Below are 25057 nucleotides of genomic sequence, written 5' to 3'. Positions count from 1 at the left end.
GATCGACACGCCGGGGACCGCGAAGCGCCCCACCAGGCCGAGCCTCTGGCGCCGCCGGCCGTGGGCCGGGCGACTGTTCGTCGCGCCGAATCTGGCTGCCGTCGTGGTGTTCATGCTGTTCCCGCTCGGGTTCTCGCTGTACATGAGCTTTCAGAGCTGGGACCTGTTCACCCCGCCAAAGTTTGTGGGTCTGCGGAATTTCCGCGACTTGTTCACCGCTGACCCGTTGTTTCTCATCGCGGTGCGCAACACGGCGATCTTCACTGTCGGGACGGTTGCCCCGACCGTTCTCATCAGCCTCGCCATCGCCGGCGTGCTGAACCGGAAAGCCAAGGGCATCGGCATCTTTCGGACGATCACGTTCTTACCGCTGGCCATTTCGTCGGTGGTGATGGCGGTGATCTGGCAATTCGTCTTCGATACCAACAACGGATTGCTCAACATCATGTTGGGCTGGGTGGGCATCGGCCCGATCCCCTGGCTGATCGAACCCAGGTGGGCCATGGCCTCGCTGTGTCTGGTCAGTGTGTGGCGAAGCGTGCCGTTTGCCACCGTCGTGCTGCTGGCCGCGATGCAGGGGGTTCCTGAAACCGTTTACGAGGCAGCCAAAATCGACGGCGCCGGCGAGATACGGCAGTTCGTGTCGATTACGGTGCCGTTGATCCGCGGCGCGATGTCGTTCGTCGTGGTCATCTCGATCATCCACGCATTCCAGGCTTTCGATCTGGTCTACGTTCTCACCGGGGCGAACGGGGGACCGGAAACCGGAACCTATGTCTTGGGCATCATGCTCTTCCAAAACGCCTTTGGATTCCTGGAATTCGGTTACGCGTCGGCGCTGGCCTGGGTGATGTTCGCCGTCTTGCTGATGTTGACCGTGCTTCAGCTGCGCCTCGCGCGGCGCCGCTCGTGGGAGGCTTCCCGTGGGCTCGGCTGATCGAGTGGTCATCCGCAACGTTGTTCGCGCCCTGGCCCTGTACACGGCGCTGATCGCGATCGCCTGGTGCGCCCTGTTCCCGATCGTGTGGGCCCTGTCGGGCTCGTTGAAGAGCGAAGGCGAGGTGAGCCAACCGACGTTGATCCCCGACCATCCGCAGTGGTCCAACTACGGCGACGTATTCGCGCTGATGCCGTTCTGGCGAATGTTTTTCAACACGGTGCTGTATGCCGGCTGCGTCACCGCCGGTCAGGTGTTCTTCTGCTCGCTCGCCGGATACGCCTTCGCGCGACTGCACTTTCGCGGCCGCGACACCTTGTTCGTCATGTATCTGGGCACGCTGATGGTGCCGCTGACGGTCACCGTGATTCCGCAGTTCATTCTCATGCGCGTGCTGGGATGGGTGGACACACCGTGGGCGATGATCGTTCCGGGGTTGTTCGGTAGCGCCTTCGGCACCTACCTCATGCGGCAGTTCTTCCGCACTCTGCCGGCCGATCTCGAAGAGGCGGCGATTCTGGACGGTTGCTCGCCCTGGCAGATCTACTGGCGGATCCTGTTGCCGCATGCTAGGCCGGCGGTGATGGTGCTGGCGGTGCTCACCTGGGTGAGTGTGTGGAACGATTTTCTGTGGCCGCTGCTGATGATCCAACGCAACAGCCTGGCCACGCTGACCCTGGGCCTGGTGCGGTTGCGCGGCGAATACGTGGCGCGCTGGCCGGTTTTCATGGCGACGTCGATGCTGATCCTGCTGCCGTTGGTGCTCGTCTACGCGGTGGCGCAGCGCTGGTTTATCCGGGGTATCGCCGCGACCGGACTCGGCGGCTAGCCGCATGGCCACGGTGAGTTTCGAGGAGGCGACCCGGCGGTACCCCGGCGCAGACCGGCCCGCACTGGACCGTCTGGATCTCGTCGTCGGCGACGGTGAGTTCGTGGTGCTGGTCGGACCGTCCGGATGCGGCAAGACCACGTCGCTGCGGATGGTGGCCGGTTTGGAGAAACTGGATTCGGGCAGGATCCGGATCGGCGACCGGGACGTCACCAATGTCGATCCCAAGGATCGCGATGTCGCCATGGTCTTCCAGAACTACGCCCTCTACCCGCACATGACGGTGGCGCAGAACATGGGATTCGCGTTGAAGGTCGCCAAGACGCCGAAGCCGCAGATTCGCCAACGAGTGCTGGCCGCCGCGAAATTGCTTGATTTGCAACCATACCTGAACCGCAAGCCCAAGGACCTGTCCGGCGGACAACGCCAGCGGGTGGCAATGGGGCGCGCCATTGTGCGCCGTCCGCAGGTGTTCCTGATGGACGAGCCGTTGTCCAACCTCGACGCCAAGCTGCGGGTGCAAACCCGCAATCAGATCGCCGCATTGCAACGTCAACTCGGTACCACGACGGTCTATGTCACCCATGATCAGGTGGAGGCCATGACGATGGGCGACCGGGTCGCGGTGCTGTGCGACGGGGTGTTGCAACAGTGCGCGCCGCCGCGGGAACTCTACCGCAACCCGGACAACGTGTTCGTCGCCGGATTCATCGGCTCCCCGGCGATGAATCTGTTCACCCTGCCGATCGCCGATTCCGCAGTGACGCTTGGCGATTGGTCTATCGGTATACCACGCGAGATAGCCGCCGCCGCAGCGGAGATTGTCGTCGGCATTCGTCCCGAACATTTCGAGGTGGGCAATGTCGGCGTCGAAATCGAGGTCGACGTGGTGGAGGAGCTCGGCGCCGACGCCTATCTGTATGGCCGGATCAGTGGGGCAGGTCAGCTCGCCGGTCAGGCGATCGTCGCTCGCACGGACGGCCGTCTGCCGCCCGAGCGTGGCGGCCGGGTGCGGCTGCACCCTCAACCCGGTCAACTGCACTTCTTCGGAGCCGACGGCCGTCGGATTGCCTGACCTCGGTGTGCCGCATACCGGTAACTGCCCATGATGCGGCTATGGTGACGCCGGTGAGCACCCAACGTGTCGATCTGGTCTGCGAAGGCGGCGGGGTCCGGGGGATCGGACTGGTCGGTGCGGTGGACGCGCTGGGCGCGGCCGGCTACCGGTTTCCCCGTGTCGCAGGGACCAGCGCCGGTGCGATCGTCGCGTCACTGGTCGCCGCGCTGCAGGTTGCGGGGGAACCGCTGACGCGTCTTTCCGAGATCATGCGCAGCATCGACTACTCGAAGTTCCTCGACCGCAGTCTTATCGGACGGGTGCCGTTGATCGGCGGGGTGCTCTCGCTGCTGACGTCGGACGGCGTGTATCAGGGAACCCATCTGGAACAGCTGCTCACCGGTTTGCTAGCCGACTTGGGTGTGCGCACTTTCGCCGACCTGCGTACCGGCGACGAGCCGGAACAATTCGCCTGGTCGCTGGTGGTCACCGCCAGCGACCTCTCGCGGCGGCGCCTGGTTCGCATCCCGTGGGATCTGGACTCCTATGGCATTGACCCGGACGACTTTTCGGTCGCGCGCGCGGTCCATGCCTCGTCGGCGATCCCGTTCGTGTTCGAGCCGGTTCGGGTCGCCGGCGCGACGTGGGTGGACGGAGCACTGCTGTCGAACTTTCCGGTGGGGCTGTTCGACCGGTCCGACGGCGGGCCGGAGTGGCCGACCTTCGGGATCCGGCTGTCGTCGCGTCCGGGAATTCCGCCCACGCATCCGGTTCATGGGCCGGTGTCGTTGGGCCTCGCCGCGATTGAGACGTTGGTCAGCAATCAGGACAACGCCTACATCGACGACCCGTGTACCGTGCGGCGCACGATCTTCGTCCCGGCCGATGAGATCAGCCCGATCAACTTCGATATCACCGCCGAACAACGCGAGGCCCTGTACCAGCGCGGGTTGCAAGCCGGTCAAGAGTTTCTGCGGACCTGGAACTACCCCGACTACATCGCGGCGTGCGGCGGCCCCGCCACCCCGTTGGACTAAGCGCACCGGGCCAACGGTCGAAGCGGCTCGGGCGGTCAGCTCATGCGTTGTGCGAGGGTGCGGTGTCCGGGTCCGCCGAGGTCGGCGAGGGCCGCCGGCCTGCCGGCCATGGCCATCAGCAACGCCTCACCGGGCCCGGTCACCTCGGGCCCGCTGCCGTGTGCCCAGTCGACGTCGGTTGCCCGTAGCCGCAGTTCCTTGATCCGTGGCCGAGCACCAAGCCGGGGATTCTTCGGCACCAACTTCAGCACGCGGACGAGTCGCTCGGCGGCAATGGTGCGGGGCCGACCGAGTGGGCGTCGGATGTCCTGGTGGTGGATCATTCCGTCGACCAGTGCGATCATTCCGTCGAAACGCGCTGTGAGCCCCCGTGGTTGGAGGTGTTGGCCGACGAACTCCAGCAATTCCGGTGGGGTAAGCGCGGAAAATTCTTGGACGCCGACTTCGTTGGCCCGTACCAGCCGGCCCTTGACGAACCGCTTCAACAGCCCCGGCGAGTTGAGTTCTTCGTAGCTGAACATATGCGCGACAACATCTTTGACGCTCCATCCGGCGCACAGGCTGGGTGTGGCCCATTGCTGTGGGGTCAGGGACGCCAGAAATTCCGCCAGTTCTGCGCGCTCGGCACGGGCCATGCTCATCATGGTGGCTTGCGCGCCCTCACCGTCGATGCTCATGGCCGCACCTCGACACCGAACAGGCCGGCATAGCGGTGCAGGTACAACGGCCAACCGGCCTCGCCGTCGACGCCGGCTGCCACCGATTCCCAGCCCGGACCGTGTCGGTCGAGGTGACGGTGCTCCAGGTCCACCCGGGTCGTCTCGGTGGACTCGGCGGTGAACCGGACCTCGACTTCGCTGGTCTTGGACAGATCGGTCTCGGGCTGCCAGGTGGGGCCGATATCCCAGGTGAACACCACCCGATTGGGCGGTTCGCAGACCAGCACGCGGGCCCATCTGCACACGCTGCCGTCAACGCCACGGTCGTAGATATGCCCGCCCGCGTGGCATTCGAATACCGTTTCGGCGATCGGCACCCGGAGCAGGTTGTGCTCGCGGGGCTTGAAGTCGCCGAACCGAGCGGTGAACACCCTGAATGCGCGCTCGATCGGGGCATTGACGACGACATGGTGGTGGATTGCGGTGCTTCCCGGACGTGTCATACGCCGTCTCCTTCGATGTCGATGGTCTGTGCGTAGGTGGTCAGGGCTTGTGTCCAGAATCGGTCGAGGTCGGCGCGTAATGCCTCGAGACCGGTCGGGTCGAGCTGGTAGACCCGACGCGTGCCCGCGGCGCGGTCGCAGACCAGTCCGGCTGCCTTGAGCACCTTGAGGTGCTGTGACACCGCCGGCCGGCTGACGGGCAGGTCGCGAGCCAGTTCACCGACGGCCGACGGACCATGAGCAAGGCGTTCCATGATGGCCCGCCGAGTCCCGTCGGCCAGAGCCTGCCACGCCTGGGCGCCCACTTGGTAAGTAACCACGAACCGTAAGTCTATGCTTACCAATACTGGGATTCAAGAGCGGGTTGGCTGTGGCGGGCCGCCGATGTCCTCCGTGCTGAAGGGCGTCGAGCGGGCGTTAATGGCGTCGAGTGTGCGCTGGCGCCGCCGACTGTGCCGTCAGGGCGGCCGATCGTGGATGTTTCCGCCCTACATGGACAGTCAAAGCCGTCACCGCACACTCGATACGGCGGCATGCCAGCCGATACGGTGAGCACGTGCGACTTCCCCCGAACGCCTGCTACCACAAGCGGTTGAGCGAGGGTGCGGTATTGGCGTGCCGAAAACAGAGCCAGGCAGCCAAGGCAGCGCAACAGGACATCGTAGACCAGCCGCATTCGTGGTCACCATGAATTTCCGAGTGAGGCAGGCATTTTCGCTGAGCAGCCACGGCGCGCCGCAACCGCGTCCGGCGAGCGACTGCCTAGTATTGCCGCGTGCTGGATCGTTATGGCAGCGACGTCTTGTCCGGGGGAGGGCGGCGCAGGCCGCGATCGGTGGAGCATCCGGTCGAGATCGGCATGGTGGTCGAGGACGCCCAAACCGGCTACGTCGGCGCCGTGGTCCGAGTCGAATACGGCCGCATCGACCTCGAAGACCGCCACGGTAAGACCCGCGGTTTCCCGCTCGGGCCCGGTTACCTCATCGACGGTCGACCGGTAATCCTCACTGCCCCGCGCCGCCCGGCGCCGGTCACACCGAAGCGCACGGCATCCGGGTCGGTCGCGGTCCCCCGCGCCCGCGCTCGGGTTGCCCGTGCCAGCCGGATCTATGTCGAGGGCCGTCACGATGCCGAGCTCATCGCCCAGGTCTGGGGGGAAGACCTGCGCATCGAAGGCGTTGTGGTGGAGCACCTCGGCGGCGTCGACGACCTGGTGCGCATCGTCGCCGATTTCCGGCCCGGACCGCGCTGCCGACTCGGCGTTCTCGTGGACCACCTCATCCCCGGCTCGAAAGAGGCCCGCATTGCCGACGCGGTGCGTCAGGGACCGGGTGGCTCGGACACCCTGGTCGTCGGTCACCCTTATGTCGACATCTGGCAGGCCGTCAAACCGCACCGGCTCGGCCTGAAGGCGTGGCCGAACGTACCCCGGCACATCGAGTGGAAGCACGGAGTCTGTCAGGCACTGGGCTGGCCGCACGCCGACCAGGCGGACATCGCCACGGCGTGGCGGCGCATCCGGTCGACGGTCCGCGACTGGAACGATCTGGAGCCCGCGCTGATCAGCCGGGTCGAAGAACTGATCGACTTCGTTACCCAGCCTGCCGTCTAGCTGCCCAGGCCACCCGCTGGCAGTAGGAAAACTGCGCACCGCCACGTTTCATCCAGGTGAGCTTTGTGTCGATCGTGTAAAAGACTTCCGATCGTCGTCACGTCTGCGCGTCTGCCGAGCACTAAAGCTTGACCCCGAAAACTATTTGATTTGGAAAGAAACGGAGGAGTGGACATGACCGACATGCTTGTCATCGATGCCGAAGGCCTGGACCGACTGTCGTGCAACGCCAAGACCGACCCCAGCACCGGCAAGAAGACCCTGAAAGCCAAGACGGTGTGTGAGAGCGGCTTTCGCAACATGACCTACGTGCGCGACCTGGCGCCCATGCTCGTGGGCGAGCCCCCCGCGCTGCTGGGTGACGACTCGGCGCCCAACCCCTCGGAGACGACGTTGGCGGCCCTGGGATCCTGCATCTCGGTGGGCCTGCTGGCCAACGCCACCCACCGTGGCGTGACCCTGACCAAGATCGAGGTCGAGATGGAAGGCGACATCGACATCTCCGCCGTGTGGGGCGTCGGCGACACCCCGGCCGGCAAGGTCCTCGGCTTCACCTCGGTGCGCTGCCGCGTCACCTTGGCCGGAGATGCCGACGATGCGACGCTGCAGGAGATCCACGACAACGCGATCGCCTGGTCGCCCGTGGTGAACACGTTCCGCCGTCCGGCCACCGTCGACTCGACCCTGACCATCGACTAGGCATCGCCACGTGACATACAACGCGACCAGGCTGCAGCTCGCCGAGGCCATCAAGCTGGCCCGGATGGCGAAGGGATTGAGCTGGACCAAGATCGCCGACGCAATCGGCAAGGACCGGGTGTGGACGGTAGCGGCGCTCCTCGGCCAGCACCCGCTGTCGGCTGACGACGCCGCGACCGTCGCGGCACTGCTCGACCTCGACGACGACGCGGTCGCCGCACTGCAGTTGACGCCCTACCGGGGATCCGACGAATCGGCGTCGGCGGATCCGACGATCTACCGGTTCCATGAGGCACTGTCGCTCTACGGGCCCGCCCTCAAGGAACTGATCGCCGAGGAGTTCGGCGACGGGATCATGAGCGCCATCAACTTCCGGATGAGTGTGCGACGTCGTCCGGATCCGCACGGTGATCGGGTGATTGTGACCTTCGACGGCAAGTTTCTCGACTACACATGGAACAACACGGAACAGGAGGTCATGTCGTGACCGCGACCATCGACGCTGCGATCGACTTGCTCGATTCGGAGCTGCTGGCAGACATCCGCACGCACGCCGGTGTGCTGGACCGCGGAGACGACACCGCCCGCCGCAGCTTTGCGGGCCTGGGGGCCGTCGGACTGCTCGGGCTTGGCGCTCCGGGCAACATCGACGGACGGCTGCCACAGATGGGCCAGGTGATCCGAATGATCTCCGGCGAGTGCATGAGCACCGGGTTCTGCGTGTGGGCCAACCGGATGGCGATCGAGTACTTACTCACCGCCGCAACGGAATACAGCATGGCCGCGGTCCAGCCGCTGCTGGCCGGCACCGCGCTGGGCATCACCGGAATGGCGGCCGCCTTCAAAGACGCGGCCGGCTGCGGGAGCCTCGAGCTCACCGCCGCAGCCGCCGAGGGCGGCTACCAGCTGAGCGGCTCGATCAGGTGGGCCAGCAACCTGTACCACGACTCGGTCTTGGTGACCGCGGCGCGCACCGAACGCGGCGACAAGCTGATCGTGGCGGTGCCGTTGCGCACACCGGGTATCACCATTGGTGATCACTTCGAACTCTTGGCGATGGGCAGCACGGCCTCGTCGTATCTGGAGTTGACCGATGTGTACGTTGGCGAGGAGCAGGTGCTGTCCACGGACTTCGACGGGTTTCTGGACGCGGTTCGCCCCACTTTCCTGGTGCTGCAGTCGGCAATGTGCCTCGGGCTGGCCAAGACCACGCTGACGCAATGCCGGATCGGCCTCACCGGAGTGAATTCGGTGTTCGCCCCCGACGTCGACCTGATCGCGGGAAAGCTCGCGTTGGCCGAGACCACCTTGGCCAGCGTGGCCGCATCGGTCGGCGGCCAGCAACCACCAAGCAAGAAGGAGTTGCTCTCGCTACGCCTCACCGCGGCCGAAATCGCCAGTGCCAGCGCCGCGCTGGAGATTCGTACGGCCGGCGGCAAGGGCTATGCCAGTAGGACGCCGGCAAGCCGCCGATACCGGGAAGCCGCATTCCTGCCCGTGCAGTCGCCGTCGGAGGCGCAGCTGCGGTGGGAACTGGGGGGATGCCGTTGAGTGACCGCTCGGGTCGACGATGACCCCGGTCGCGGTCCCACCCGGATCCGCATCCGAGCACATGGTCGGCGGGGTTCCGCTGGCCGGCTTGGTGCGCGACTATCACCGCCAAATGGTGAGTTTTGCTTGCACAATGGTGAACTCGCCAACGGCGGCCGAAGAAGCGGTACAAGAAGCATGGGTACAGGTGATGCGGTCGTCGGCCTCGTTCGAGGGTCGCTCGTCGGTGGCCACCTGGTTGTTCGGGATCGTCAAGAACACCGCGTCGCGGCACCGGCGGCGCGAGTCCCGGATCCGCGAGCACGAGCTGCTGGCCACCGACGACACCGACCCGCTGTCGGACCGGATGCACCCGGCCGGCCATCCCGACGCCGGGCACTGGAGCGTGCCGCCGTCGAGGCGGTTCCTCCCCGAGGACCGCACTGTCGCAAGGGAACTCGTCGAGCAGGTGCGGGCGGCGCTGGACACGCTGCCGCCGCGGCAGCGGCAGCTGGTAATCCTGCGCGACCTGGTCGGCACCTCCGCCGAAGAGGCGTCCGAGATCCTCGAGTTGTCCGCCGAGGCGCAACGTGCCCTGCTCTACCGTGCCCGGGCAAACCTCCGAAATGAACTGGAAAAGCGGTACCAACGATGACCGTCTACGACAACACGGTCCCCGCCGTCGACTGCGTCGACTTCCTCCGACTCGTCGACGACCTGGTGGACTCGGACCCGCAGGAGTGGGGAGCGATCGTGGCCAAACATCTCGACGAGTGCCCGCCATGCCTGGTGTATCTGCAGCAAATGCTCGACCTCAAGGTTCTGCTCAACCACGTATTCGACGGGGAAAAGCTCAGCGACGAGCACATCACGGGGGTTATCAACACGATCAACACCCTCAGGAAAGGCCAGGAATGACGAACGCCACTGCAGACTCGTCGCAACCGGATCGCCGCCCGGACCAGGTTTGGACACTGGGCGGACCCGTCGACGCCACATCCATGCGAAACGCCATGGGCGCCTTTCCCTCCGGCGTCACCGTCCTGACCACCCGCCTGGGCGACCGATCGGTCGGCATGACCATCAGCTCGTTTGCCTCGGTGTCCCTGGACCCGCCGCTATTGCTGCAGTGTGTGGCGCGCAGCGCGGGCAGCCTTCCGGCGTTCCGTATCGGCAGCTCCGTGGCTGTCAACGTGTTGGCGAACGACCAGGCGAGCCTGGCGCGCCGCTTCGCCAGCAAGGTCGACGACCGCTTCGAGGGAGTCGCATTCGACACCGATGACTGCGGGTGTCCGGTTCTTGTCGGTGCGGCCGCCTCGGTAAGCGGCTTTATCGACCGGATCTACGACGCGGGCGACCACGTCATCCTGCTCATTCGCGCCTGCGCCGTGCGCCGCGCCGGCGGCCTGCCGCTGCTCTATTACTCGGGACGGATGCACGATTGGGCAGACACCGTCTGCCCGGTGGCTTCTTAAGCGACACAACACTTTCCATACCTACCGATAGGCGCATCATGTCCCAGCTTGCCCTGGGCCCAGACCTCGTGGGCCCGTCGTCCGATGATCGCCGGGCCGGTGATCCGTTCGAACCACTCGGTGTTCCCGCCATGGTGACCCGAATAGCGGACATGGCGCTCGAGAAATCAGCCCATCCGTGGGCGTTTCTGATCCGCTCACTGGTCGGCGGCGCGATGGTGGGTTTCGGCGCGTTGCTATCGTTGGTCGTCAGCACCGGGGTCGGCACGCCCGGTATCGCCAGCCTGCTGATGGGTCTGGCGTTCGGCATGTCTTTTGTTCTCATCCTGGTGTCAGGGGCATCCCTGATCACTGCCGACATGGCAGCCGGCTTCTTCGCGGTGCTGCAGGGGCGGATGCGCGTCAGCTGCTATTTGCAGCTGCTGCTTATCGGACTGAGCGGCAATATCGTTGGTGCACTCGTGTTCGTCGCCGTCTGCGCCGCGGCCGGGGGGCCGTATCTGGGTGCCTTCGCCACCCGTGCGGCAGTCGTCGGCGCCCAGAAAGCCGGCCAGCCCTTGTGGACCGCTTTCCTGCTGGCGGTGCTGTGCACCTGGTTCCTGCAAACCGCCATGTGCATGTATTACAAGGCGCGCAGCGATGTCGCGCGGATGGGCTTTGCGTTCTACGGGCCGTTCGCATTCGTGATCGGCAGCGATCAGCACGTCGTGGCTAATGTCGGATTCCTGGGACTTCCGTTGCTGCTCAATGCTTTTCACCAGGATGCCCCACATTGCGGGATCAGCTGGGGCTGGGGAGCTCACGGCTTGGTCACCAATATCTGCGTTACCAGCCTCGGCAATCTGGTCGGCGGCACGGTCTTCGTGGCGCTGCCGTTCTACGTCATCGCGCGGCTTCAGCCGCGGGAGCGGTAGCCGTCGCGACGTTAGAGGATGTGCACGGCTTGCGCCAGTGGCCAGTGGCGGGTGCCCCCGGTTTGGTAGCTCACGTGCTGACCTTCATGAACACCGCCGGCAGGCCAATCGACGATCTCGGAGGAATCGATGAAGACGTCGCGATCGCCGTCTGCGGGATGCACGAATCCGAATCCGCGCTCGTCATCGAACCAGTTGATAACGCCATACGACACGGTCGCCATCGAATCCAGCATCGCTTCGACGTCGTAGCTATTGATGACGGGCATGGTGACAGCCTTCCCCTCGTTACCGTCGGTGGAGTCCGACATGGCAGACCGTATCCATCGAGCGGGTGTCGGCGTAGGGTCCTTCGACTCTGATTTCGTGAGCTGTTCGGCCCACCGGCGAGCCGATTGGGATTAACCGCGTCAAAGTGAGGTCCATCGTCTCTGCTGAACCGGGCGGCCGTCGTATACGGTCAGGTCGAGACTCGCGCCGCCCAGAGTGCGCCGACGTGAGCATTCGGTGCCGGTCGCTGGCCGGCTACCCATCTGGCCGCTGCAAGGAGGGTGAAATGTCCAGGGATACAACGCATTACGGGATTCTGGTAGGCGTCGACGGCTCGGCGCAGTCCGACGCGGGGGTGGCCTGGGCCGCCCGCGAGGCGACCCTGCACCAGATGCCGGTCACCTTGATGCACGGTGTCGCCCCCGTCGTCGTCGGTTGGCCGGTAGGCCAGCTCTACACCGAAATGCCGGAGTGGCAGAAAGACGAAGCACAGACCGTGATCGAGCGGGCGCGCCGGGTGCTGGACGAGCGCCTGGGTGAATCCGGCCCGCCGGATGTCCGCACGGAGGTGGTGTATTCCAACATCGTGCCGGCGCTCATCGACGCCTCCAAGGACGCCTGGATGACCGTCGTCGGCAGTCAGGGTATGGGCGCGCTGGGCCGCGCATTGTTGGGTTCGGTGAGTTCGGCGCTGTTGCACCATGCGCATGGCCCGGTAGCGGTCATTCATTCCGACGACGGTGTGGCTCCGGACACCAGCGCGCCGGTGCTGGTGGGCATCGACGGATCACCGGCCTCGGAGGCCGCGACGGCCTTGGCATTCGACGAAGCCTCCCGTCGCGGCGTAGACCTGGTCGCGTTGCACGCGTGGAGTGACGTCGGCGTTTTCCCCATCCTCGGGATGGACTGGCGCGATCGCGAGAGCCAGGGGGAGGAGGTTCTCGCCGAACGCCTCGCGGGCTGGCAGGAGCAGTACCCTGACGTGCGCGTTCAGCGGTCGCTGGTCTGTGACAAGCCAGCGCACTGGCTGCTCGAGGGAGCCCTGCACGCGCAATTGGTGGTGGTCGGAAGTCGCGGCCGCGGGGGATTTCCCGGCATGCTCCTGGGTTCGGTCGGCTCTGCCGTGGCCCACTCGGCGAAAATCCCGGTCATCGTCGTGCGTCCCGCCTGATCGCCGGCCGCGTGCACCAAACACCCGAAATACCCGAAACACCGGAAACAGAGGTCTTTGGTCCCTGCTGGTCAGGCCGTTCGGAAGACGCCACAGCGGTAGGTGTTTTGTAGCTTGGGCTTAGGTCGCAGCTTTGCCGACGCACGTCAGGTAATCGGAGGAGCAACGAAATGTCGATTTTGGAAAAGCGTCTCGGCGTTGTCGTCGGAGCCGACGGCTCACCCGCCTCGAATGCCGCGGTATGTTGGGCGGCCCGCGACGCGGCAATGCGCAACGTTCAGCTGACCATCGTCCATGTGGTGAGCACCGATGTGGCTACCTGGCCGCCGATGCCTTACCCGGACACCTGGGCGGTGTGGCAGGAAGACGAGGGCCGCAAGATTCTGGCCGCTGCCCACAAGATCGCCGACGAGTCGGTCACGGGGGAGCGGAAGCTCACCGTGAAAAGCGAGATCGTGTTTTCCACGCCGGTAGCCACCATGGTCGAAATGTCGGCCGAGGCGGAGATGATCGTCGTTGGCAGCTCCGGCCGCGGCGCGTTGGCCCGGGTCTTGCTGGGTTCTGTCAGTTCGAGCCTGGTGAGACGCGCCCGGTGTCCGGTCGCGATCATCCGTGACGAAGATCCGTTGATGCCGGATCCGTTGCACGCCCCGGTGTTGCTCGGGATCGACGGGTCACCGGCGTCGGAGGCTGCGGTGGCGGTGGCGTTCGACGAAGCATCCCGTCGCGGGGTTGAGCTGATCGCGCTGCATGCGTGGAGCGATCTCGAGGTGGTCGAGCTGCCGGGACTGAACTGGTCCGCGGTGGAAGCCGAAGCGCAGGTCCTGCTTGCCGAGAGGTTGGCCGGCTGGCAGGAGCGCTATCCCGATGTGACCGTGCGCCGGGTGGTCGTATGTGACCGTCCGGCACGGCAGCTCGTCGAACGGTCGCAAACCGCTCAGCTCGTGGTGGTCGGAAGTCACGGCCGCGGTGGCGTCACCGGCGTACTGCTGGGGTCGGTGAGCAACGCGGTGGTGCACGCCGTGCGGATGCCCCTGATCGTGGCGCGGTCGTCTTAACAGGCGCCGGGACGACCGCCGGCATGTAGGCGATGGACCAGCGCAATTTCCCGGTCCAGCCACATGCCTTTGCGGGACTCGGTGGTTGCCTCGGCGGCCGGCTCGCGCACTCCGCGCAGCCTCATGCAGTCGTGTCGTGCGGTAATGACGCTCATGGCCCCGGAGGGGTTGAGCTTGCGCATGATCCCGGCGGTCGCCTGGTGCCCGATGTTCTCCTGAACCTGCAGCCGCGCGGCGTAACCGTGGACCAGCCGAGCAAGCTTGGACAGGCCCACGATGCGCTGCCCGGGGTGGGGGCGGTAGGCGATGGTGGCAGTCCCCGAGAACGGCAACAGATGGTGCGCGCAGGTGGAGGCGAACGAGATGCCGTGCAGGACGATCAGCCCGGGGTCGTCCGGAGCGGGAAAATCGGTGTCGAGGTGGTCCTCGGGGACCTCGTTGTATCCCCACAGCATCTCCCGCCACGCGCGGGCGACACGCGCAGGTGTTTCGGCGGTGTGCTCGCCCTCGTCGACGCCGAGGGCGGACAGAAGCTGCCGTACGGCTCCCTCGACGGCCGCGTCGGCGTTGTTGTCCCACCACGGCGGCGAATCCGTCGTCTGGTAGTCGATGTCGGCGGGGTAGGCCGCAGCCCCGTGCGCCACCTCGTCGTTGGTCATCGCCCAGCCGCTCGAGCAGACCGGCGGCATCTGATAACGGGCCTGGCGTGGCGCCGACGGGATGGCCGTCATGCAGCCCGCCCGATCGCGGGCTCAGCGCTGACTGCGATGCTGGTCATTCTCGATTCCCGTCCGGCGGCTGACCCGTGCCCAACCTTCACGGTGCGCCCTTGCTGCTCGCGGTGTGTGGCAGGAGCGGGTCCGACGCGGACACTGCTCCATCAGGTACCATGCCCTCGCCTTGCGGCGATGTCTGTCGGCTGACGGGTCACTGCGCGGATGAATCTCGTGTCCCCCGATCGAGGGAAACGTCACCGTTGCCCGGACTGCCCCGCGGCGCGGCGATGCGCAGTCAGCAGTAATCGGTCCAGCTCTGCGGACCGCGAAGCCAGTCGGGTCTAGGCATCGATGGTGCGAACATGCCGTCTGGTGGAGGCGCGGCGAGTCCGGGCGATGCCGGCCTCGGTCGCCGCGCCTCCACCCCCGATCAGGCTTCGATCACCTCGGGTTGCGCGCCAGCTTCGTCGATGGCCTTGTGGCCATTGCCGCGCGCAACCGAGATCTTGCGCGGCTTGGCCCGCTCGGCCACCGGGATCACCAGTCTCAGGACGCCTTCCTGGTAGCACGCCTCGATCCGGTCCGTGTCGAGGTTTTCACCGAGCACCAGCTGGCGGCTGAACACTCCGCGCGGGCGCTCGCTGGCCAGCATTTCCCGATTCGGATCGACGCTGGGCCGTTGTGCGCGCACGGTCACCACGTTGCGCTCGATATCGATATCGAGGGAGTTGGCGTCGATGCCGGGAAGGTCGAACTCGACGACAAATTTTTCGCCGTCCCGCCACGCATCCATGGGCATCACCGCTGGCCGGGCGGCCGTGCCCAACACCTGCTGGGCGAAGCGGTCCAGATCACGGAACGGGTCGGTGCGCATCAGCATGGTGGTCACCTCTCACTCCAATCTGCTGGGTTCAATGGGGCCTGCATATCTATGGCTATAGCCATAGATTTTTTATATCACTATCGACATTACAATGCAAGTGTGATAGAGAGGTTTTCTATGCGAGTAGCAGTCGAGGAGCTGAGCTATGGCTGACCGTCCCGGCGAAACCGGCGCGCCGGCGCCTGACCAGGGCGTGTACGGCATCTCGGTGGCAGCCGAGCTCTCCGGTATCGCGGTGCAGTCGCTACGGCTGTATGAACGCTATGGATTGTTGACCCCCGCTCGTAGTGACGGTGGGACACGGCGCTATAGCGCTGACGATTTGGCCCGGCTGCAGCGGATCAGCGCTCTGGTTGACGCCGGAATCAACCTGGCCGGAATTGCGCGCATCCTCAGTCTCGAAGACGACAATGCGGCACTGGCTGCTGCGAACGACAACTTGCAGGCCACCAACCGCTCCCTGCGCAACGCCGCGAAAGGGACCGCAAGATCGACCCGAGCCACCCGAGTTGCCGCCGGCGGCGAAGCCTGACGGCGGGGCTCGGCCCGGATTGCGTGCCGTCGAAGCGGGTACCCCGAGGTGGGACACGCGTCGACGAAGGAGTACCGGTGGCAGAAGGTACCGAGGTCGGCGCTGACGCAATCGGCCGGAGCGGGTTTCGGCCATGACTGCAGCACCTGCCGCTGGGGCGGGGCGCTACCTCCCCGACGAACGTGAATTGCCCCTGTTGGAGGATGCGGCGAGCAATTGTCGGGGTTGCGCGCTGTACGCCGACGCCACCCGGACCGTCTTCGGCCACGGCACGTCTGACGCGCCGCTCATGTTGGTCGGGGAACAGCCGGGCGATCGCGAGGACCACGAAGGGCTTCCGTTCGTCGGCCCGGCCGGCCGACTGCTGCAGCGGGCTCTCGACGACGCCGGCATCGACCCACGATTGACCTATCAGACCAATGCCGTCAAGCACTTCAAGTTCCGCAGGCAGGGCAAGCGGCGCATACATCAGAAACCCTCCCGAACCGAAGTCGTAGCCTGCAGGCCCTGGCTGATCGCCGAAATCGAGGCAGTACGGCCACGATTGATCGTGTGTCTGGGTGCGACGGCCGCACAATCCTTGCTGGGCAGCGCGTTTCGCGTGACCGCACATCGTGGTGAACGGTTACGGCTGCCCGCGACCTTGCAGGTCGCGATCGACCCCGAACCACGGGTGACCGCAACGGTTCACCCGTCGGCGGTGCTGCGGGATCGCAGTGACCGCCACGGCGAGTCCTACGCACTGTTTGTCGAGGACCTCAAGAGTGCCCGGGCCGGCATCGACCTGGTCATCGGGCGCTGACCGGGCCGTCAACCGCCGAGGTGCCGACGAAGCCGGGGCGCCGCCGCGGGTCGCATGCGCCGGGCCTCATGTTTCGACTCAACCCGCGCGGGTAGTCGGGTAAGAAGCGATCGTGGGCGCCGCGGCTCGCCGCCAGTTTGCGCGGAACCCCAGGAAGGGAGGTGCTGATGAGGCTGCAGAACCATGAACACCACGAGCTCATCACCGACGCGGACATCCCACCGCAGACTGGTGAGCACAATCGTGGGCGTCGCATCCTGGTGAACTGGGTGCTGGCGTTGCTGACGGTGCCCGTGGCAGCACTCGTCATGGTATTCGCCATCGGCGCGGCGATGAGCATGGCTGCATGCAGCGGCGCTCAGTGCCCCGACCTGGGCCCGAACGGTCTGATGTATGGCGTGTTGCTGTATGGGGCTCCGGTAGTGGCGGTGTCAACGCTCGTCGCCTCCTTCTTCACGGCCTCCCGGCGGCGCGGCTTTGTCGTTCCGTTGTGTGCGTTGGCCTTGCTGGTCGTCGATATCGCAGCGACGGCCATTCTGTTCAGGAGCTAACCGGTCAGTGCCTTATCAGACAGCGAAATCCTCACGGTGACTACCGATCCCGCGCCTCGGCCGGCGGTCCTGTTCGACGTCGACGGCACCCTGGTGGACTCCAACTACCTGCATATCGACGCCTGGCTCCGGGCATTCGCAACGGCGGGGATCGACGTCGAGACATGGCGCATCCACCGGTCCATCGGGATGGACGGTTCGACTCTGGTGAAGTCGCTGTCTGGTAATGCGTCCGAGGACACTCAGAAATACTTGAAGGACTTACATTCTCGGTATTACCAGCAAGCGTCCCACCTGTTGCGACCGCTGCCGGGCGCACGCGCCTTGCTGCAACGCGTGGCCGGGCTCGGCCTCAAGGTGGTACTTGCCACGTCGGCCCCGGAAGACGAATTGGCCCTGTTGCGTGGGGTACTCGACAGCGATGACGTCGTTGCCGAGGTCACGTCGGCCGGCGACGTGGACACCGCAAAACCCAAACCCGACATTATCCACGTGGCGCTTCACCGAGCGGGCGTCGGCAGCACCCGCGCGGTTTTCGTCGGCGACTCGGTGTGGGATGCCCAAGCGTGTGCCCGTGCAGAAGTAGCGAGTATCGGGCTGCTCAGTGGCGGCGTCTCCGGAAGCGAACTCGAAAGCGCAGGGGCTGCAATGGTGTTCGCGAACGCCGCAGACTTGCTGGACCGTCTCGAGGAGACACCGATCGCCCGGTTGGCCCGACTTGTCGCCTGCTGACTGTCGGCGGTCTTCGCAGGTTCCCAGTAAGCGAATGGGCCCGGTCCGAAGTCGGACCGGGCCCATTTGCTTTCAAGCTACTGATTGGCTTCTTGACGTTGTTCGGACGCCTCGGCGCTGCCGCGGGCGGCTTCAGCCTCGGCTTCCTTCTTGGCCGCGTCCCGCTGGGCGTCGGCCTTGTCCTGCTGAGCCTGTCCCTCGCGCTTCATGTCGTCGCGGCCGGTAACAGCTCCAAAGACCTCCTTGGCCTTGCCTTTAGCACCCTCGACGACGCCCTCGACGCCCTCTTGGGGGCCACTTTTCTCCGCCATGAATTCCTCCCTATCGGTTACTACTCGCATGGCGACCTCGCGCTCGCTCGATTGCGCTCAGCCAGCAGGGCGGGAACTTGAACGCCAGTAGTGCGCGTCAAATCCAAAACATCCCTGCACTGCAAGGGTTTCCGAATGGTCGCGGTGTCAAACATGTGGTTTGGGTCACCGGCGTCTTATGTTCCCTGGGAACCGGCCGTGTGATGCGATACCAGCTTCGGCCATGTCGCACAGTACCGAGACCGACCGGGCCGAAATCTCGGCCCGATAACAGACCGGGGTTGTGGTGACAGTGCCGGCGAGCGACTGGCGTGCTTATCGGCTGCTGGTTTCCCGGTGTGGCAAGAACTCCTGCGCCTTGATCTTGATGCCTTCCTTGATGATGCCGAACGCATTTTCGTCACCGTGCAGCACTGCGCTGGCCGCGCTCTTCATCTGGTCGAACGTGGCGTGCGGCGGAACCGGCGGGATATCCGGGTCGCAGTGCACGTCCAGCACCGTCGGCCGATCGGCCAGCAGCGCCTGATCCCAGGCCGTCGCAATCTGATCGGGGTCGGTCAGCGTCGCCGAACCCAAGCCCAGGCTGGCGGCAAACCCGGCATAGTCGACATCGGGAAGAGTTTGCGACTCAGCGAATTTCGGAGCTCCGGCCATGGCGCGCATTTCCCAGGTCACCTGGTTCAAGTCGTTGTTGTGCAGCACCGCCACGACTAGCCGCGGGTCCGCCCACTGCTTCCAATAGTGCGCGATCGTGATCAACTCGGCCATGCCGTTCATCTGCATCGCGCCGTCACCGGCGAAGACAATCACCGGACGGTCCGGATGGGCGAACTTCCCGCCGATACCGTAGGGAACTCCGGGCCCCATGGTGGCGAGATTGCCCGACAGCGAGCCGCGGATGCCGTCGCGGAATTTCAGTTGGCGGGCATACCAATTCGCCGACGATCCCGAATCGGCAGTGATGATCGCATTGTCGGGCAGTTTGGGTGACAGGTCGGCGAACAGTCGCATGGGGTTGATCGGCTTGGCCGCCACCTCGGCCTCCATGTCCATGGTCTCCCACCAGCGTGCCACGTTTCTTTCGATCGTCGCGCGCCAGGATCGGTCGGACTTGGGTTGCAGCAGTGGCAATAACGCGCGCACCGTGGCGGCGGCATCACCGACCAGGTTCACCTCGTTCGGGTATCGCATTCCGATCAGCGTGGGGTCGATATCGATTTGCACGCCGCGAGCCCCACCGAACGGCGGCAGGAACTGCGTGTACGGGAAGTTCGACCCGATGGTCAGCAAGGTGTCGCAGTCGCGCATCATCTCGTAGCTTGGCCGCGTACCCAACAAACCGATGGCACCGGTCACGAAGGGCAATTCGTCGGATAGCACATCTTTGCCCAGCAGCGCCTTGGCGACTCCGGCGCCGAGAACGTCGGCGAGCTCGACGATCTCCCGGGCGGCGTTGCGGGCCCCGCATCCGATCAGCATCGCGACCCGTTTACCGGCGTTGAGCACGTCCGCGGCCCGTTGCAGGCCGTCGAGTGCCGGCTCCACTCCTGGCCGCTGAAACCCGAGGCTGGACGGAACCATCTTGAATTCGTGTGCGGGCGGGGAGTACTCGAGCTCTTGCACGTCGGACGGGATGATCAGCGCAGTCGGCCCTCGCCTGGTCAACGCGGTGCGGATGGCCCGGTCCAAGACATTGGGCAGCTGTTCGGGCACGGTTACCATCTGGACGTAGTCGCTGGCAACGTCCTTATACAGGCTCAACAGGTCAACTTCCTGCTGGTAGGAGCCCCCCATTGCGCTGCGGTTGGTTTGTCCGACGATCGCCACCACCGGCACCCGGTCGAGTTTGGCGTCGTAAAGACCGTTGAGCAGATGGATCGCGCCCGGGCCCGAGGTTGCCGCGCAGACCCCAAGCCGGTTGCTGAACTTTGCGTAGCCCACGGCCTCGAAGGCGGCCATCTCCTCGTGTCGCGCCTGGACGAACATCGGTTTGTTGTCTGCCCGGCCCCACGCTGCCAGGAGCCCGTTGATTCCGTCGCCGGGATAAGCGAACACATGTTCCACGCCCCAGTCGCGGAGTCGCCCCAGCAGAAAATCACTCACCTCGGTCGCCGCCATTGCACACCTCTCTTTGTTGCCCTCCGTTGCCAGCCTTATCGGACAGGGGTTACCCGTTCATCGGCCTGATTAGACGCCCTAATGGGCGGGTGACGGTCCGCGCGGGATCGCGCACATAGTCGACGATCATCTCGGAACCGGGCCGCGCGGGTTTCCCGGCGGCGGCAAATCAATCCGTGGTGAGGTCGCTGGTTGAAGCGGGGCGGATCAGGAGGTCCGCTCTAGGCGCATTTCTGACGATATCCTCATAACCGAGTCATACTGCCATAGTGATGACTTCTAGTGACGGGGGCGCCGAGCCGCCGAACCGTTTGGAGCGACGCAAGCAGCGCACCAGGACAGCGCTGGTCAAGGCTGCGCAGCGGTTGATCGCCGAGGGAAAGTTCAACGCGCCGGTGCTCGAGATCACCCAGGCTGCCGACGTCGGCATGGGCTCGTTCTACAACCACTTTGACAGTAAGGAGCAGCTGTTCGCCGCTGCGGTAGCCGACGTGCTTGACACCCATGGGGCGTTGCTGGACCGGCTCACCGCATCGATCGACGATCCTGCCGAAACGTTTGCCGTCAGTTTCCGGCTGACCGGCAGGCTGTTTCGTCGGCGAGGACTGGAGACGGACATTCTGTTGGCCACCGGAACCAACCTGCTGTCATCCGATCACGGGCTGGCTCCTCGTGCCCTGCGTGACATCAAGGCAGCCGCCGACGCCGGACGGTTTCGGGTGGGGGACCCCGACCTGGCGTTAGCGACGGCCGGGGGTGCGTTGCTGGGGCTAGGCGCCCTCTTGCGTGCGGATCCGCGTCGTGACGATGCGTTAGCCGCTGACATGGTCACCGAGAGGTTGTTGCGTCTGTTCGGCCTCGATGCTCAGGAGGCGCGCACCATTTGCCAGCGCCCGCTTCCTGCCCTCGATGGCCGGGGCCAATCGGGTTCGGTTGCGTGACGCTCTGGTATTGGTTTTGGTGCCGGAACGGGGTGGGTAACCGATGCCGTCGCCGCGTCAGCGATGACCAACCGCCGTGTTTTGCGGGCGGTTTCGCGTGTCAGTGGACCACAAAGTGGTGCATCCGGGACACTGCAGGTGCAGTTCGGTCGCCCGGTTGCTGAGCAGATATTGCCAATGGGTTCCGCAGTTGCGGCTGCTGCGGCATTCCGAACACGCGTTGCGGCCCCAGTTGCAATTCGGGCAGGGTAGCCAGGCGCGCCGGCAAGCGTCAGCGTGTGGATCGATGGGCAACATGGGCATGGTCAGCCTTTCTCTGTCGGCACTAGTTAGGATAGGCTTTCCATACCTATATTCGTCAAACCGAGAGAGTTCCGGCAGGTACATCCGGGCCGAACTTGCGAGCGGGTCTAGGGCGGCGCTGATCTACACGTGATGAACAGACCCGGGATTCCGTGGCCCGCGGCGACTAGATCAGCGCGGTCCTAGCGTCTTTTGGCGACCGTTTTGCGTGCGACTATGACCGGCACATGGCTCAGTAGCACCACGGCGGCGCTGACCGAACCGAACAACATCCCCGCGAATCCGCCGCTTCCGCGACTGCCGACCACCACGAGTTGCGCCGACTTGGACGTTCCCACAAGTTCAGGCGCCGCATCGTTGCGCGCGATCATTCGACGGACAACGACATCGGGGTATTGTTCGCCCCACCCGGCCAGGCGTTCGGCGACGATCTTGTCCTCATGTGTCCGCAGTTCCGGCCAGCCGGGACCCGGCAAACTGACGATGGGATCCAACACGCCAGGTGCTTTCCATGCGTGCACGGCCACCAGGTCCACCTTGCGCCGAGAGGCGGCGTCGAACGCGATGGCAATCGCCACTTCCGACTCCGGTGACCCGTCGATGCCTACCAGCACCGGGGCTCGCTCGGAATCGGCCGCCATTGGGACATCGTCGTGGATGACCGCCACCGGGCACCGCGCGTTATGGATGAGCCCCGAACTCACCGAACCCAAGTGTCGGCCTCGCAACGAGCCAACGCCGCGGCAACCGGCCACCACCAAGTGGGCGTCTTCGGAAAGCTTGGTCAGCGTTGAAACCGTGGTCCCGCTGGGCATTTCGCGGTAGACCTGGGTTGGCCCGCGTTCGCAGCTTTTCTCGGCGATCTTGAGCGCCTCGTCGAGCAGTTGCTCTCCGGCGTCGATTCGGCTGCGGGTCCGCCCTGGGGTTACCGACGAGACCAGCCGCGTTCCCGCCGCGGCCGGGAGAACATGAGCCAGGGTCAGCGGAACATTGCGCAACTCGGCGTCGCGGGCGGCCCATCGGACCGCCGCGTGAGAGCCCGGCGAGCCGTCGACGCCGACGACGATTCCCCGATGGCTGTCGATCTTGGACATGCGTTTCCTCATTCCTTTGCGCTTGGACGTTATTGGTTCAGCCGCTTCGGGGAACGAGGCATTGGTCCCTTGTCGATGGGCCTTCAGACCTCTAACCGTGAACGCACCGTCGAGGTTGGCGCAGAGCTCAATTGGGCTCTAGGGAGATATCGACTGACCGCCGGGTGGCCGTTGTGGGCCGGCACGCCACGAGTGTCAGGCCGAGCACGAAAACCAGCGCGGTTATCCACGGATATTTCCCGTCCGGAGCAAATCCCGCCGCGGCGACCACCCACAGGAAGGCAGCTGCCATCATGGCACCCGCGAGCATGCTCGGTTCGGCCCAACGCTGCGGCAGCGGTATCCGGATCGTCGGCAGCGGTGCCGCGAAGAATCGCCGGAGCCACCACAACAACGCCATCTCTACGGCGGTCACCAGGCTCAGGACCACCTCCCATTCCAGCCGGGCCAGCCACCACGTCGCCGTCCCCTGGGCCGGTTGTGGCAGCAGCCCGGCCGGGTAGGCGACGACCGCGACGATCACCACCGGCACCATGTGCCACAGGTAGAGCGCCATCACATTGCTGTTGGCGGCCGACAACAGCCGCTGCAATCGGCGAGAACGAAGCACGCGGTTGAGCGCGGGTGCGATGGCCACCGCGATGCCGGCCTGGGTGCAAGCGAACGCCAGCATCGCCACCGACGGCGGCATGCTGTTCTGTACCGCTTGGCCGGGAACCCCGATCATGCTGACCGGATAGGGGCCGATCCAGATGACCAGGGCCAGCGCGACCGCCGATCCGGCGGCAATCACCACCGGTCGGCGGCCGCTTAACAACCCTGCCTGCCAACAGATCCCCAGCTGGTAGAGCAGGCCCCAGCACAACAGATAATTCAGGCCGGCGAGAGAGGGCGTATGACCGGCCAGCGCAGCGGTATCCACCGCCACCAGCGCAACTGCCAGTACCGCCGGCACCATGAGCCCCCAACGTCGGTGTGCGGCCATCGCAACAGGCGTCAGCGATACCACCACCAAATACACGGCGAGGAACCACAGGTGCATCGCCACCGCCCAACCCGCATACTCCAGCACCGAGCCAGGCAGGCCGGAGACCTGCAGCGCCACCACGACTGCCGACACCAGTCCCACGTACACCGCCGTGGGTCCGAGCACTCGCGCCACCCGATGCCGAATCCAGTCCTGCCGCGACACACCGCCGTCGCCGTAACGATGTGTCCATGACACCGCGCCGGCGTAGCCGGCCACCAGGAAGAAAACCGGAACCGCCTGAAAAGGCCACGTCAGCCACTGCGTCCAGGGCTGGTCGACCAGCGGATTTTGCCGGCCGAACTGTCCGTCGTGATACGTCACCGACCCGGCCAGCCAGTGGCCCAGGACGATGAGGACCACGCCCGACACCCGGTAAAAGTCGACGGCAAGATCGCGGGCCGGTCGACCGGTGGCTGCGGGGTCCATCAGATTGGGGAAAGCTCAGCGACCTGCACGAGCGCGAGGGTACTCGTCGCACGCCAACGCGATTCGGCGCGGACACCGGCTTTGATGGAACGCTTCGGCGGCCGGCCAGGAAATCTGCGGCGACTGCCTGGTCAAAGCTTGCGCACCAAAGCGGCGGCGCGCACGTCGTGACCCACCACGAAGTGCATGTGGATGCGGCCGTCGCGCTGGTGGGAACGAATGGTGACGGCTTCGCCGTACTTGATCGGGCTGCGGTACTCGAGCACGACGCGATGTGGAGCCGCGGTCAGTTCTGCACCGGCCGGCAGCTGGCCGAGTACCTCGACGATGCCGTGCCAGTAGATGGTGTTGTTGACGTGCTCGAAAGGATCAATATCGGTGCGGCGCAGTGGAAATGGTGTCTCGGTGCCGTCGGTTACCGGCTCGGTGAGCCACGGGCGCCACTTGAGCCGGTGGTTGTCAGTGGTGCTGCCGAAGCGGGCGATGCAGTCATCGGTGAGCCGCGACGGCGTCAGGGTGTCCTTGTTCACACAGATCCAGAAACCTTCGGTTTCGATCCGTCCGCCGGCAGCGCCGTCAAGGCGGACGCGCATGTTGCACCATCGGGTGGAAAGCGCTGCGCACCAACGGCGGAAGGTGATGTCGCTGGGTAGCTCGATCGGCTCGACGACGTCGATCACGGTGCGTAGCACGATCCAGTGGGGATGGACTTCGGCCAGCTGGGCATCGGCCAGGTGCTCGGCGCCGACTTCCTGGATATAGCGGGCTACTCCGTCCAGGCGCAGCCTCTGGTGCTCGTCGATGTCGGTGGTGGCCAGTCGCCAGCTTGTCCGGTAGACGTATCCCGCGGCGGGCATGTCGGCCAAT

30 protein-coding genes are annotated in these 25057 nt (G+C 65.2%); 19 read left to right on the top strand and 11 right to left on the bottom strand.

Annotated features, from left to right (window positions below; genetic code table 11):
• Window position 1 precedes the first annotated feature (1 nt).
• Genes B4U45_RS01725 through B4U45_RS01710 form a run of 4 tightly spaced genes read left to right on the top strand, consistent with a single transcriptional unit; the run spans window position 2 to window position 3860 of the window.
• A complete protein-coding gene (locus B4U45_RS01725) occupies window positions 2–937 on the top strand; it encodes a carbohydrate ABC transporter permease (protein ID WP_371687231.1) in 936 nt (311 codons plus the stop codon).
• Entirely contained in the window at window positions 924–1766 is an 843-nt protein-coding gene (locus B4U45_RS01720) for a carbohydrate ABC transporter permease (protein WP_075547927.1), read from the top strand. Before B4U45_RS01725 ends, B4U45_RS01720 begins: the two co-directional genes overlap by 14 nt.
• A gap of 4 nt (window positions 1767–1770) precedes the next feature.
• Window positions 1771–2841 carry an ABC transporter ATP-binding protein gene (locus B4U45_RS01715; RefSeq protein ID WP_075547926.1) on the top strand — a complete coding sequence of 357 codons (1071 nt, stop codon included), beginning with the start codon at window positions 1771–1773 and terminating at the stop codon, window positions 2839–2841.
• A 44-nt stretch (window positions 2842–2885) separates the two neighbouring features.
• Window positions 2886–3860, top strand: coding sequence for a patatin-like phospholipase family protein (locus B4U45_RS01710; RefSeq protein WP_089025071.1), 975 nt, complete (start codon window positions 2886–2888; stop codon window positions 3858–3860).
• A 35-nt stretch (window positions 3861–3895) separates the two neighbouring features.
• On the opposite strand, the gene B4U45_RS01705 is transcribed toward B4U45_RS01710, so the two are convergent.
• The 3 genes from B4U45_RS01705 to B4U45_RS01695 are packed head-to-tail and all read right to left on the bottom strand — an operon-like array spanning window position 3896 to window position 5342.
• Window positions 3896–4537, bottom strand: a complete 642-nt coding sequence (locus tag B4U45_RS01705; RefSeq protein WP_075547924.1) for a maleylpyruvate isomerase family mycothiol-dependent enzyme — start codon at window positions 4535–4537, stop codon at window positions 3896–3898.
• Window positions 4534–5022, bottom strand: coding sequence for an SRPBCC family protein (locus tag B4U45_RS01700; RefSeq protein ID WP_075547923.1), 489 nt, complete (start codon window positions 5020–5022; stop codon window positions 4534–4536). The genes B4U45_RS01705 and B4U45_RS01700 overlap by 4 nt, the downstream gene beginning before the upstream one ends.
• On the bottom strand, window positions 5019–5342 hold the full coding sequence (locus B4U45_RS01695) for an ArsR/SmtB family transcription factor (protein WP_075547922.1): 324 nt from the start codon (window positions 5340–5342) through the stop codon (window positions 5019–5021). The genes B4U45_RS01700 and B4U45_RS01695 overlap by 4 nt, the downstream gene beginning before the upstream one ends.
• A gap of 455 nt (window positions 5343–5797) precedes the next feature.
• Between B4U45_RS01695 and B4U45_RS01690 the strand changes: the two genes are divergently transcribed.
• The 8 genes from B4U45_RS01690 (at window position 5798) to B4U45_RS01655 (ending at window position 11252) form a co-directional block, all read left to right on the top strand.
• A complete protein-coding gene (locus tag B4U45_RS01690) occupies window positions 5798–6634 on the top strand; it encodes a DUF3097 domain-containing protein (RefSeq protein ID WP_075547921.1) in 837 nt (278 codons plus the stop codon).
• A 174-nt stretch (window positions 6635–6808) separates the two neighbouring features.
• Window positions 6809–7333: an OsmC family protein gene (locus B4U45_RS01685; protein ID WP_075547943.1), complete on the top strand. Its 525-nt coding sequence runs from the start codon at window positions 6809–6811 to the stop codon at window positions 7331–7333.
• Window positions 7334–7343: 10 nt separating this feature from the next.
• The gene (cynS, locus tag B4U45_RS01680; protein WP_082275491.1) at window positions 7344–7820 is read left to right on the top strand and encodes a cyanase; all 477 of its coding nucleotides are present in this window, start codon (window positions 7344–7346) and stop codon (window positions 7818–7820) included.
• Window positions 7817–8884, top strand: a complete 1068-nt coding sequence (locus tag B4U45_RS01675; protein WP_075547920.1) for an acyl-CoA dehydrogenase family protein — start codon at window positions 7817–7819, stop codon at window positions 8882–8884. Before cynS ends, B4U45_RS01675 begins: the two co-directional genes overlap by 4 nt.
• Before the next feature lie 19 nt (window positions 8885–8903).
• Entirely contained in the window at window positions 8904–9518 is a 615-nt protein-coding gene (locus B4U45_RS01670) for an RNA polymerase sigma factor (RefSeq protein WP_075547919.1), read from the top strand.
• On the top strand, window positions 9515–9781 hold the full coding sequence (locus tag B4U45_RS01665) for a hypothetical protein (RefSeq protein ID WP_075547918.1): 267 nt from the start codon (window positions 9515–9517) through the stop codon (window positions 9779–9781). Before B4U45_RS01670 ends, B4U45_RS01665 begins: the two co-directional genes overlap by 4 nt.
• Window positions 9778–10338, top strand: coding sequence for a flavin reductase family protein (locus B4U45_RS01660; protein WP_176357685.1), 561 nt, complete (start codon window positions 9778–9780; stop codon window positions 10336–10338). The genes B4U45_RS01665 and B4U45_RS01660 overlap by 4 nt, the downstream gene beginning before the upstream one ends.
• 38 nt (window positions 10339–10376) lie before the next feature.
• On the top strand, window positions 10377–11252 hold the full coding sequence (locus tag B4U45_RS01655; RefSeq protein ID WP_075547917.1) for a formate/nitrite transporter family protein: 876 nt from the start codon (window positions 10377–10379) through the stop codon (window positions 11250–11252).
• An 11-nt stretch (window positions 11253–11263) separates the two neighbouring features.
• On the opposite strand, the gene B4U45_RS01650 is transcribed toward B4U45_RS01655, so the two are convergent.
• The gene (locus B4U45_RS01650) at window positions 11264–11563 is read right to left on the bottom strand and encodes a cold-shock protein (RefSeq protein WP_089025068.1); all 300 of its coding nucleotides are present in this window, start codon (window positions 11561–11563) and stop codon (window positions 11264–11266) included.
• A gap of 245 nt (window positions 11564–11808) precedes the next feature.
• Here B4U45_RS01650 and B4U45_RS01645 point away from each other — a divergent pair, with 245 nt between their 5' ends.
• Both B4U45_RS01645 and B4U45_RS01640 read left to right on the top strand, forming a co-directional pair.
• Entirely contained in the window at window positions 11809–12693 is an 885-nt protein-coding gene (locus B4U45_RS01645; protein ID WP_075547916.1) for a universal stress protein, read from the top strand.
• Between the two features lie 170 nt (window positions 12694–12863).
• On the top strand, window positions 12864–13751 hold the full coding sequence (locus tag B4U45_RS01640; RefSeq protein ID WP_075547915.1) for a universal stress protein: 888 nt from the start codon (window positions 12864–12866) through the stop codon (window positions 13749–13751).
• Here the strand turns inward: B4U45_RS01640 and folE are convergent.
• Together folE and B4U45_RS01630 are read right to left on the bottom strand one after the other, a co-directional pair.
• Window positions 13748–14482, bottom strand: a complete 735-nt coding sequence (gene folE / locus B4U45_RS01635) for a GTP cyclohydrolase I (RefSeq protein ID WP_240316835.1) — start codon at window positions 14480–14482, stop codon at window positions 13748–13750. The two genes, B4U45_RS01640 and folE, sit on opposite strands and share 4 nt — an antisense overlap.
• Window positions 14483–14897: 415 nt before the next feature.
• Window positions 14898–15347 (bottom strand): Hsp20/alpha crystallin family protein, encoded by a 450-nt coding sequence (locus tag B4U45_RS01630; protein ID WP_075547939.1) that lies wholly within the window; start codon window positions 15345–15347, stop codon window positions 14898–14900.
• Between the two features lie 148 nt (window positions 15348–15495).
• Between B4U45_RS01630 and B4U45_RS01625 the strand changes: the two genes are divergently transcribed.
• The 4 genes from B4U45_RS01625 to B4U45_RS01610 all read left to right on the top strand — a co-directional run bounded on the left by B4U45_RS01625 (window position 15496) and on the right by B4U45_RS01610 (window position 17967).
• Window positions 15496–15882 (top strand): MerR family transcriptional regulator, encoded by a 387-nt coding sequence (locus tag B4U45_RS01625; protein WP_075547914.1) that lies wholly within the window; start codon window positions 15496–15498, stop codon window positions 15880–15882.
• Window positions 15883–16015: 133 nt separating this feature from the next.
• Entirely contained in the window at window positions 16016–16684 is a 669-nt protein-coding gene (locus tag B4U45_RS01620; protein ID WP_075547913.1) for a UdgX family uracil-DNA binding protein, read from the top strand.
• A gap of 167 nt (window positions 16685–16851) precedes the next feature.
• The gene (locus B4U45_RS01615; protein ID WP_089025072.1) at window positions 16852–17235 is read left to right on the top strand and encodes a hypothetical protein; all 384 of its coding nucleotides are present in this window, start codon (window positions 16852–16854) and stop codon (window positions 17233–17235) included.
• 36 nt (window positions 17236–17271) lie between these two features.
• Entirely contained in the window at window positions 17272–17967 is a 696-nt protein-coding gene (locus tag B4U45_RS01610; RefSeq protein WP_082275490.1) for an HAD family hydrolase, read from the top strand.
• A gap of 77 nt (window positions 17968–18044) precedes the next feature.
• Here the strand turns inward: B4U45_RS01610 and mbp1 are convergent, their stop codons facing one another.
• Window positions 18045–18278, bottom strand: a complete 234-nt coding sequence (gene mbp1 / locus B4U45_RS01605) for a microaggregate-binding protein 1 (protein WP_036395802.1) — start codon at window positions 18276–18278, stop codon at window positions 18045–18047.
• Between the two features lie 315 nt (window positions 18279–18593).
• The gene (locus B4U45_RS01600) at window positions 18594–20396 is read right to left on the bottom strand and encodes a thiamine pyrophosphate-requiring protein (protein WP_075547911.1); all 1803 of its coding nucleotides are present in this window, start codon (window positions 20394–20396) and stop codon (window positions 18594–18596) included.
• Between the two features lie 272 nt (window positions 20397–20668).
• On the opposite strand from B4U45_RS01600, the gene B4U45_RS01595 reads away from it, so the two are divergent.
• On the top strand, window positions 20669–21337 hold the full coding sequence (locus tag B4U45_RS01595) for a TetR/AcrR family transcriptional regulator (RefSeq protein ID WP_082275489.1): 669 nt from the start codon (window positions 20669–20671) through the stop codon (window positions 21335–21337).
• 485 nt (window positions 21338–21822) lie between these two features.
• Here B4U45_RS01595 and B4U45_RS01590 read toward each other — a convergent pair whose 3' ends face one another.
• The 3 genes from B4U45_RS01590 to B4U45_RS01580 form a co-directional block, all read right to left on the bottom strand.
• Window positions 21823–22734, bottom strand: a complete 912-nt coding sequence (locus B4U45_RS01590; protein WP_083154026.1) for a universal stress protein — start codon at window positions 22732–22734, stop codon at window positions 21823–21825.
• Between the two features lie 127 nt (window positions 22735–22861).
• On the bottom strand, window positions 22862–24190 hold the full coding sequence (locus B4U45_RS01585) for an acyltransferase family protein (protein WP_075547909.1): 1329 nt from the start codon (window positions 24188–24190) through the stop codon (window positions 22862–22864).
• A 131-nt stretch (window positions 24191–24321) separates the two neighbouring features.
• Complete coding sequence (locus B4U45_RS01580) at window positions 24322–25047, bottom strand: acyl-[acyl-carrier-protein] thioesterase (protein WP_075547936.1); 726 nt, start codon at window positions 25045–25047, stop codon at window positions 24322–24324.
• Window positions 25048–25057: the final 10 nt, after the last annotated feature.

This window comes from Mycobacterium persicum, assembly GCF_002086915.1.
Classification (GTDB): Bacteria; Actinomycetota; Actinomycetes; order Mycobacteriales; family Mycobacteriaceae; genus Mycobacterium; species Mycobacterium persicum.
The sequence above is the reverse complement of the archived record's forward strand: the minus strand, read 5'-3'. Positions and strand labels throughout refer to the sequence as shown.

Bases quoted from the DNA above. Each gene is read 5' to 3' on its own strand.
- B4U45_RS01590 (WP_083154026.1), bottom strand. From the start codon at position 22,734: ATGTCCAAGATCGACAGCCATCGGGGAATCGTCGTCGGCGTCGACGGC.
- B4U45_RS01580 (WP_075547936.1), bottom strand. From the start codon at position 25,047: ATGCCCGCCGCGGGATACGTCTACCGGACAAGCTGGCGACTGGCCACC.
- B4U45_RS01630 (WP_075547939.1), bottom strand. From the start codon at position 15,347: ATGCTGATGCGCACCGACCCGTTCCGTGATCTGGACCGCTTCGCCCAG.
- B4U45_RS01585 (WP_075547909.1), bottom strand. From the start codon at position 24,190: ATGGACCCCGCAGCCACCGGTCGACCGGCCCGCGATCTTGCCGTCGAC.
- B4U45_RS01615 (WP_089025072.1), top strand. From the start codon at position 16,852: ATGAGGCTGCAGAACCATGAACACCACGAGCTCATCACCGACGCGGAC.
- B4U45_RS01705 (WP_075547924.1), bottom strand. From the start codon at position 4,537: ATGAGCATCGACGGTGAGGGCGCGCAAGCCACCATGATGAGCATGGCC.
- B4U45_RS01670 (WP_075547919.1), top strand. From the start codon at position 8,904: ATGACCCCGGTCGCGGTCCCACCCGGATCCGCATCCGAGCACATGGTC.
- B4U45_RS01685 (WP_075547943.1), top strand. From the start codon at position 6,809: ATGACCGACATGCTTGTCATCGATGCCGAAGGCCTGGACCGACTGTCG.
- B4U45_RS01715 (WP_075547926.1), top strand. From the start codon at position 1,771: ATGGCCACGGTGAGTTTCGAGGAGGCGACCCGGCGGTACCCCGGCGCA.
- B4U45_RS01660 (WP_176357685.1), top strand. From the start codon at position 9,778: ATGACGAACGCCACTGCAGACTCGTCGCAACCGGATCGCCGCCCGGAC.
- B4U45_RS01625 (WP_075547914.1), top strand. From the start codon at position 15,496: ATGGCTGACCGTCCCGGCGAAACCGGCGCGCCGGCGCCTGACCAGGGC.
- folE (WP_240316835.1), bottom strand. From the start codon at position 14,482: ATGACGGCCATCCCGTCGGCGCCACGCCAGGCCCGTTATCAGATGCCG.
- B4U45_RS01595 (WP_082275489.1), top strand. From the start codon at position 20,669: ATGACTTCTAGTGACGGGGGCGCCGAGCCGCCGAACCGTTTGGAGCGA.
- B4U45_RS01600 (WP_075547911.1), bottom strand. From the start codon at position 20,396: ATGGCGGCGACCGAGGTGAGTGATTTTCTGCTGGGGCGACTCCGCGAC.
- B4U45_RS01650 (WP_089025068.1), bottom strand. From the start codon at position 11,563: ATGTCGGACTCCACCGACGGTAACGAGGGGAAGGCTGTCACCATGCCC.
- B4U45_RS01645 (WP_075547916.1), top strand. From the start codon at position 11,809: ATGTCCAGGGATACAACGCATTACGGGATTCTGGTAGGCGTCGACGGC.
- B4U45_RS01665 (WP_075547918.1), top strand. From the start codon at position 9,515: ATGACCGTCTACGACAACACGGTCCCCGCCGTCGACTGCGTCGACTTC.
- B4U45_RS01700 (WP_075547923.1), bottom strand. From the start codon at position 5,022: ATGACACGTCCGGGAAGCACCGCAATCCACCACCATGTCGTCGTCAAT.
- B4U45_RS01620 (WP_075547913.1), top strand. From the start codon at position 16,016: ATGACTGCAGCACCTGCCGCTGGGGCGGGGCGCTACCTCCCCGACGAA.
- mbp1 (WP_036395802.1), bottom strand. From the start codon at position 18,278: ATGGCGGAGAAAAGTGGCCCCCAAGAGGGCGTCGAGGGCGTCGTCGAG.
- B4U45_RS01640 (WP_075547915.1), top strand. From the start codon at position 12,864: ATGTCGATTTTGGAAAAGCGTCTCGGCGTTGTCGTCGGAGCCGACGGC.
- B4U45_RS01655 (WP_075547917.1), top strand. From the start codon at position 10,377: ATGTCCCAGCTTGCCCTGGGCCCAGACCTCGTGGGCCCGTCGTCCGAT.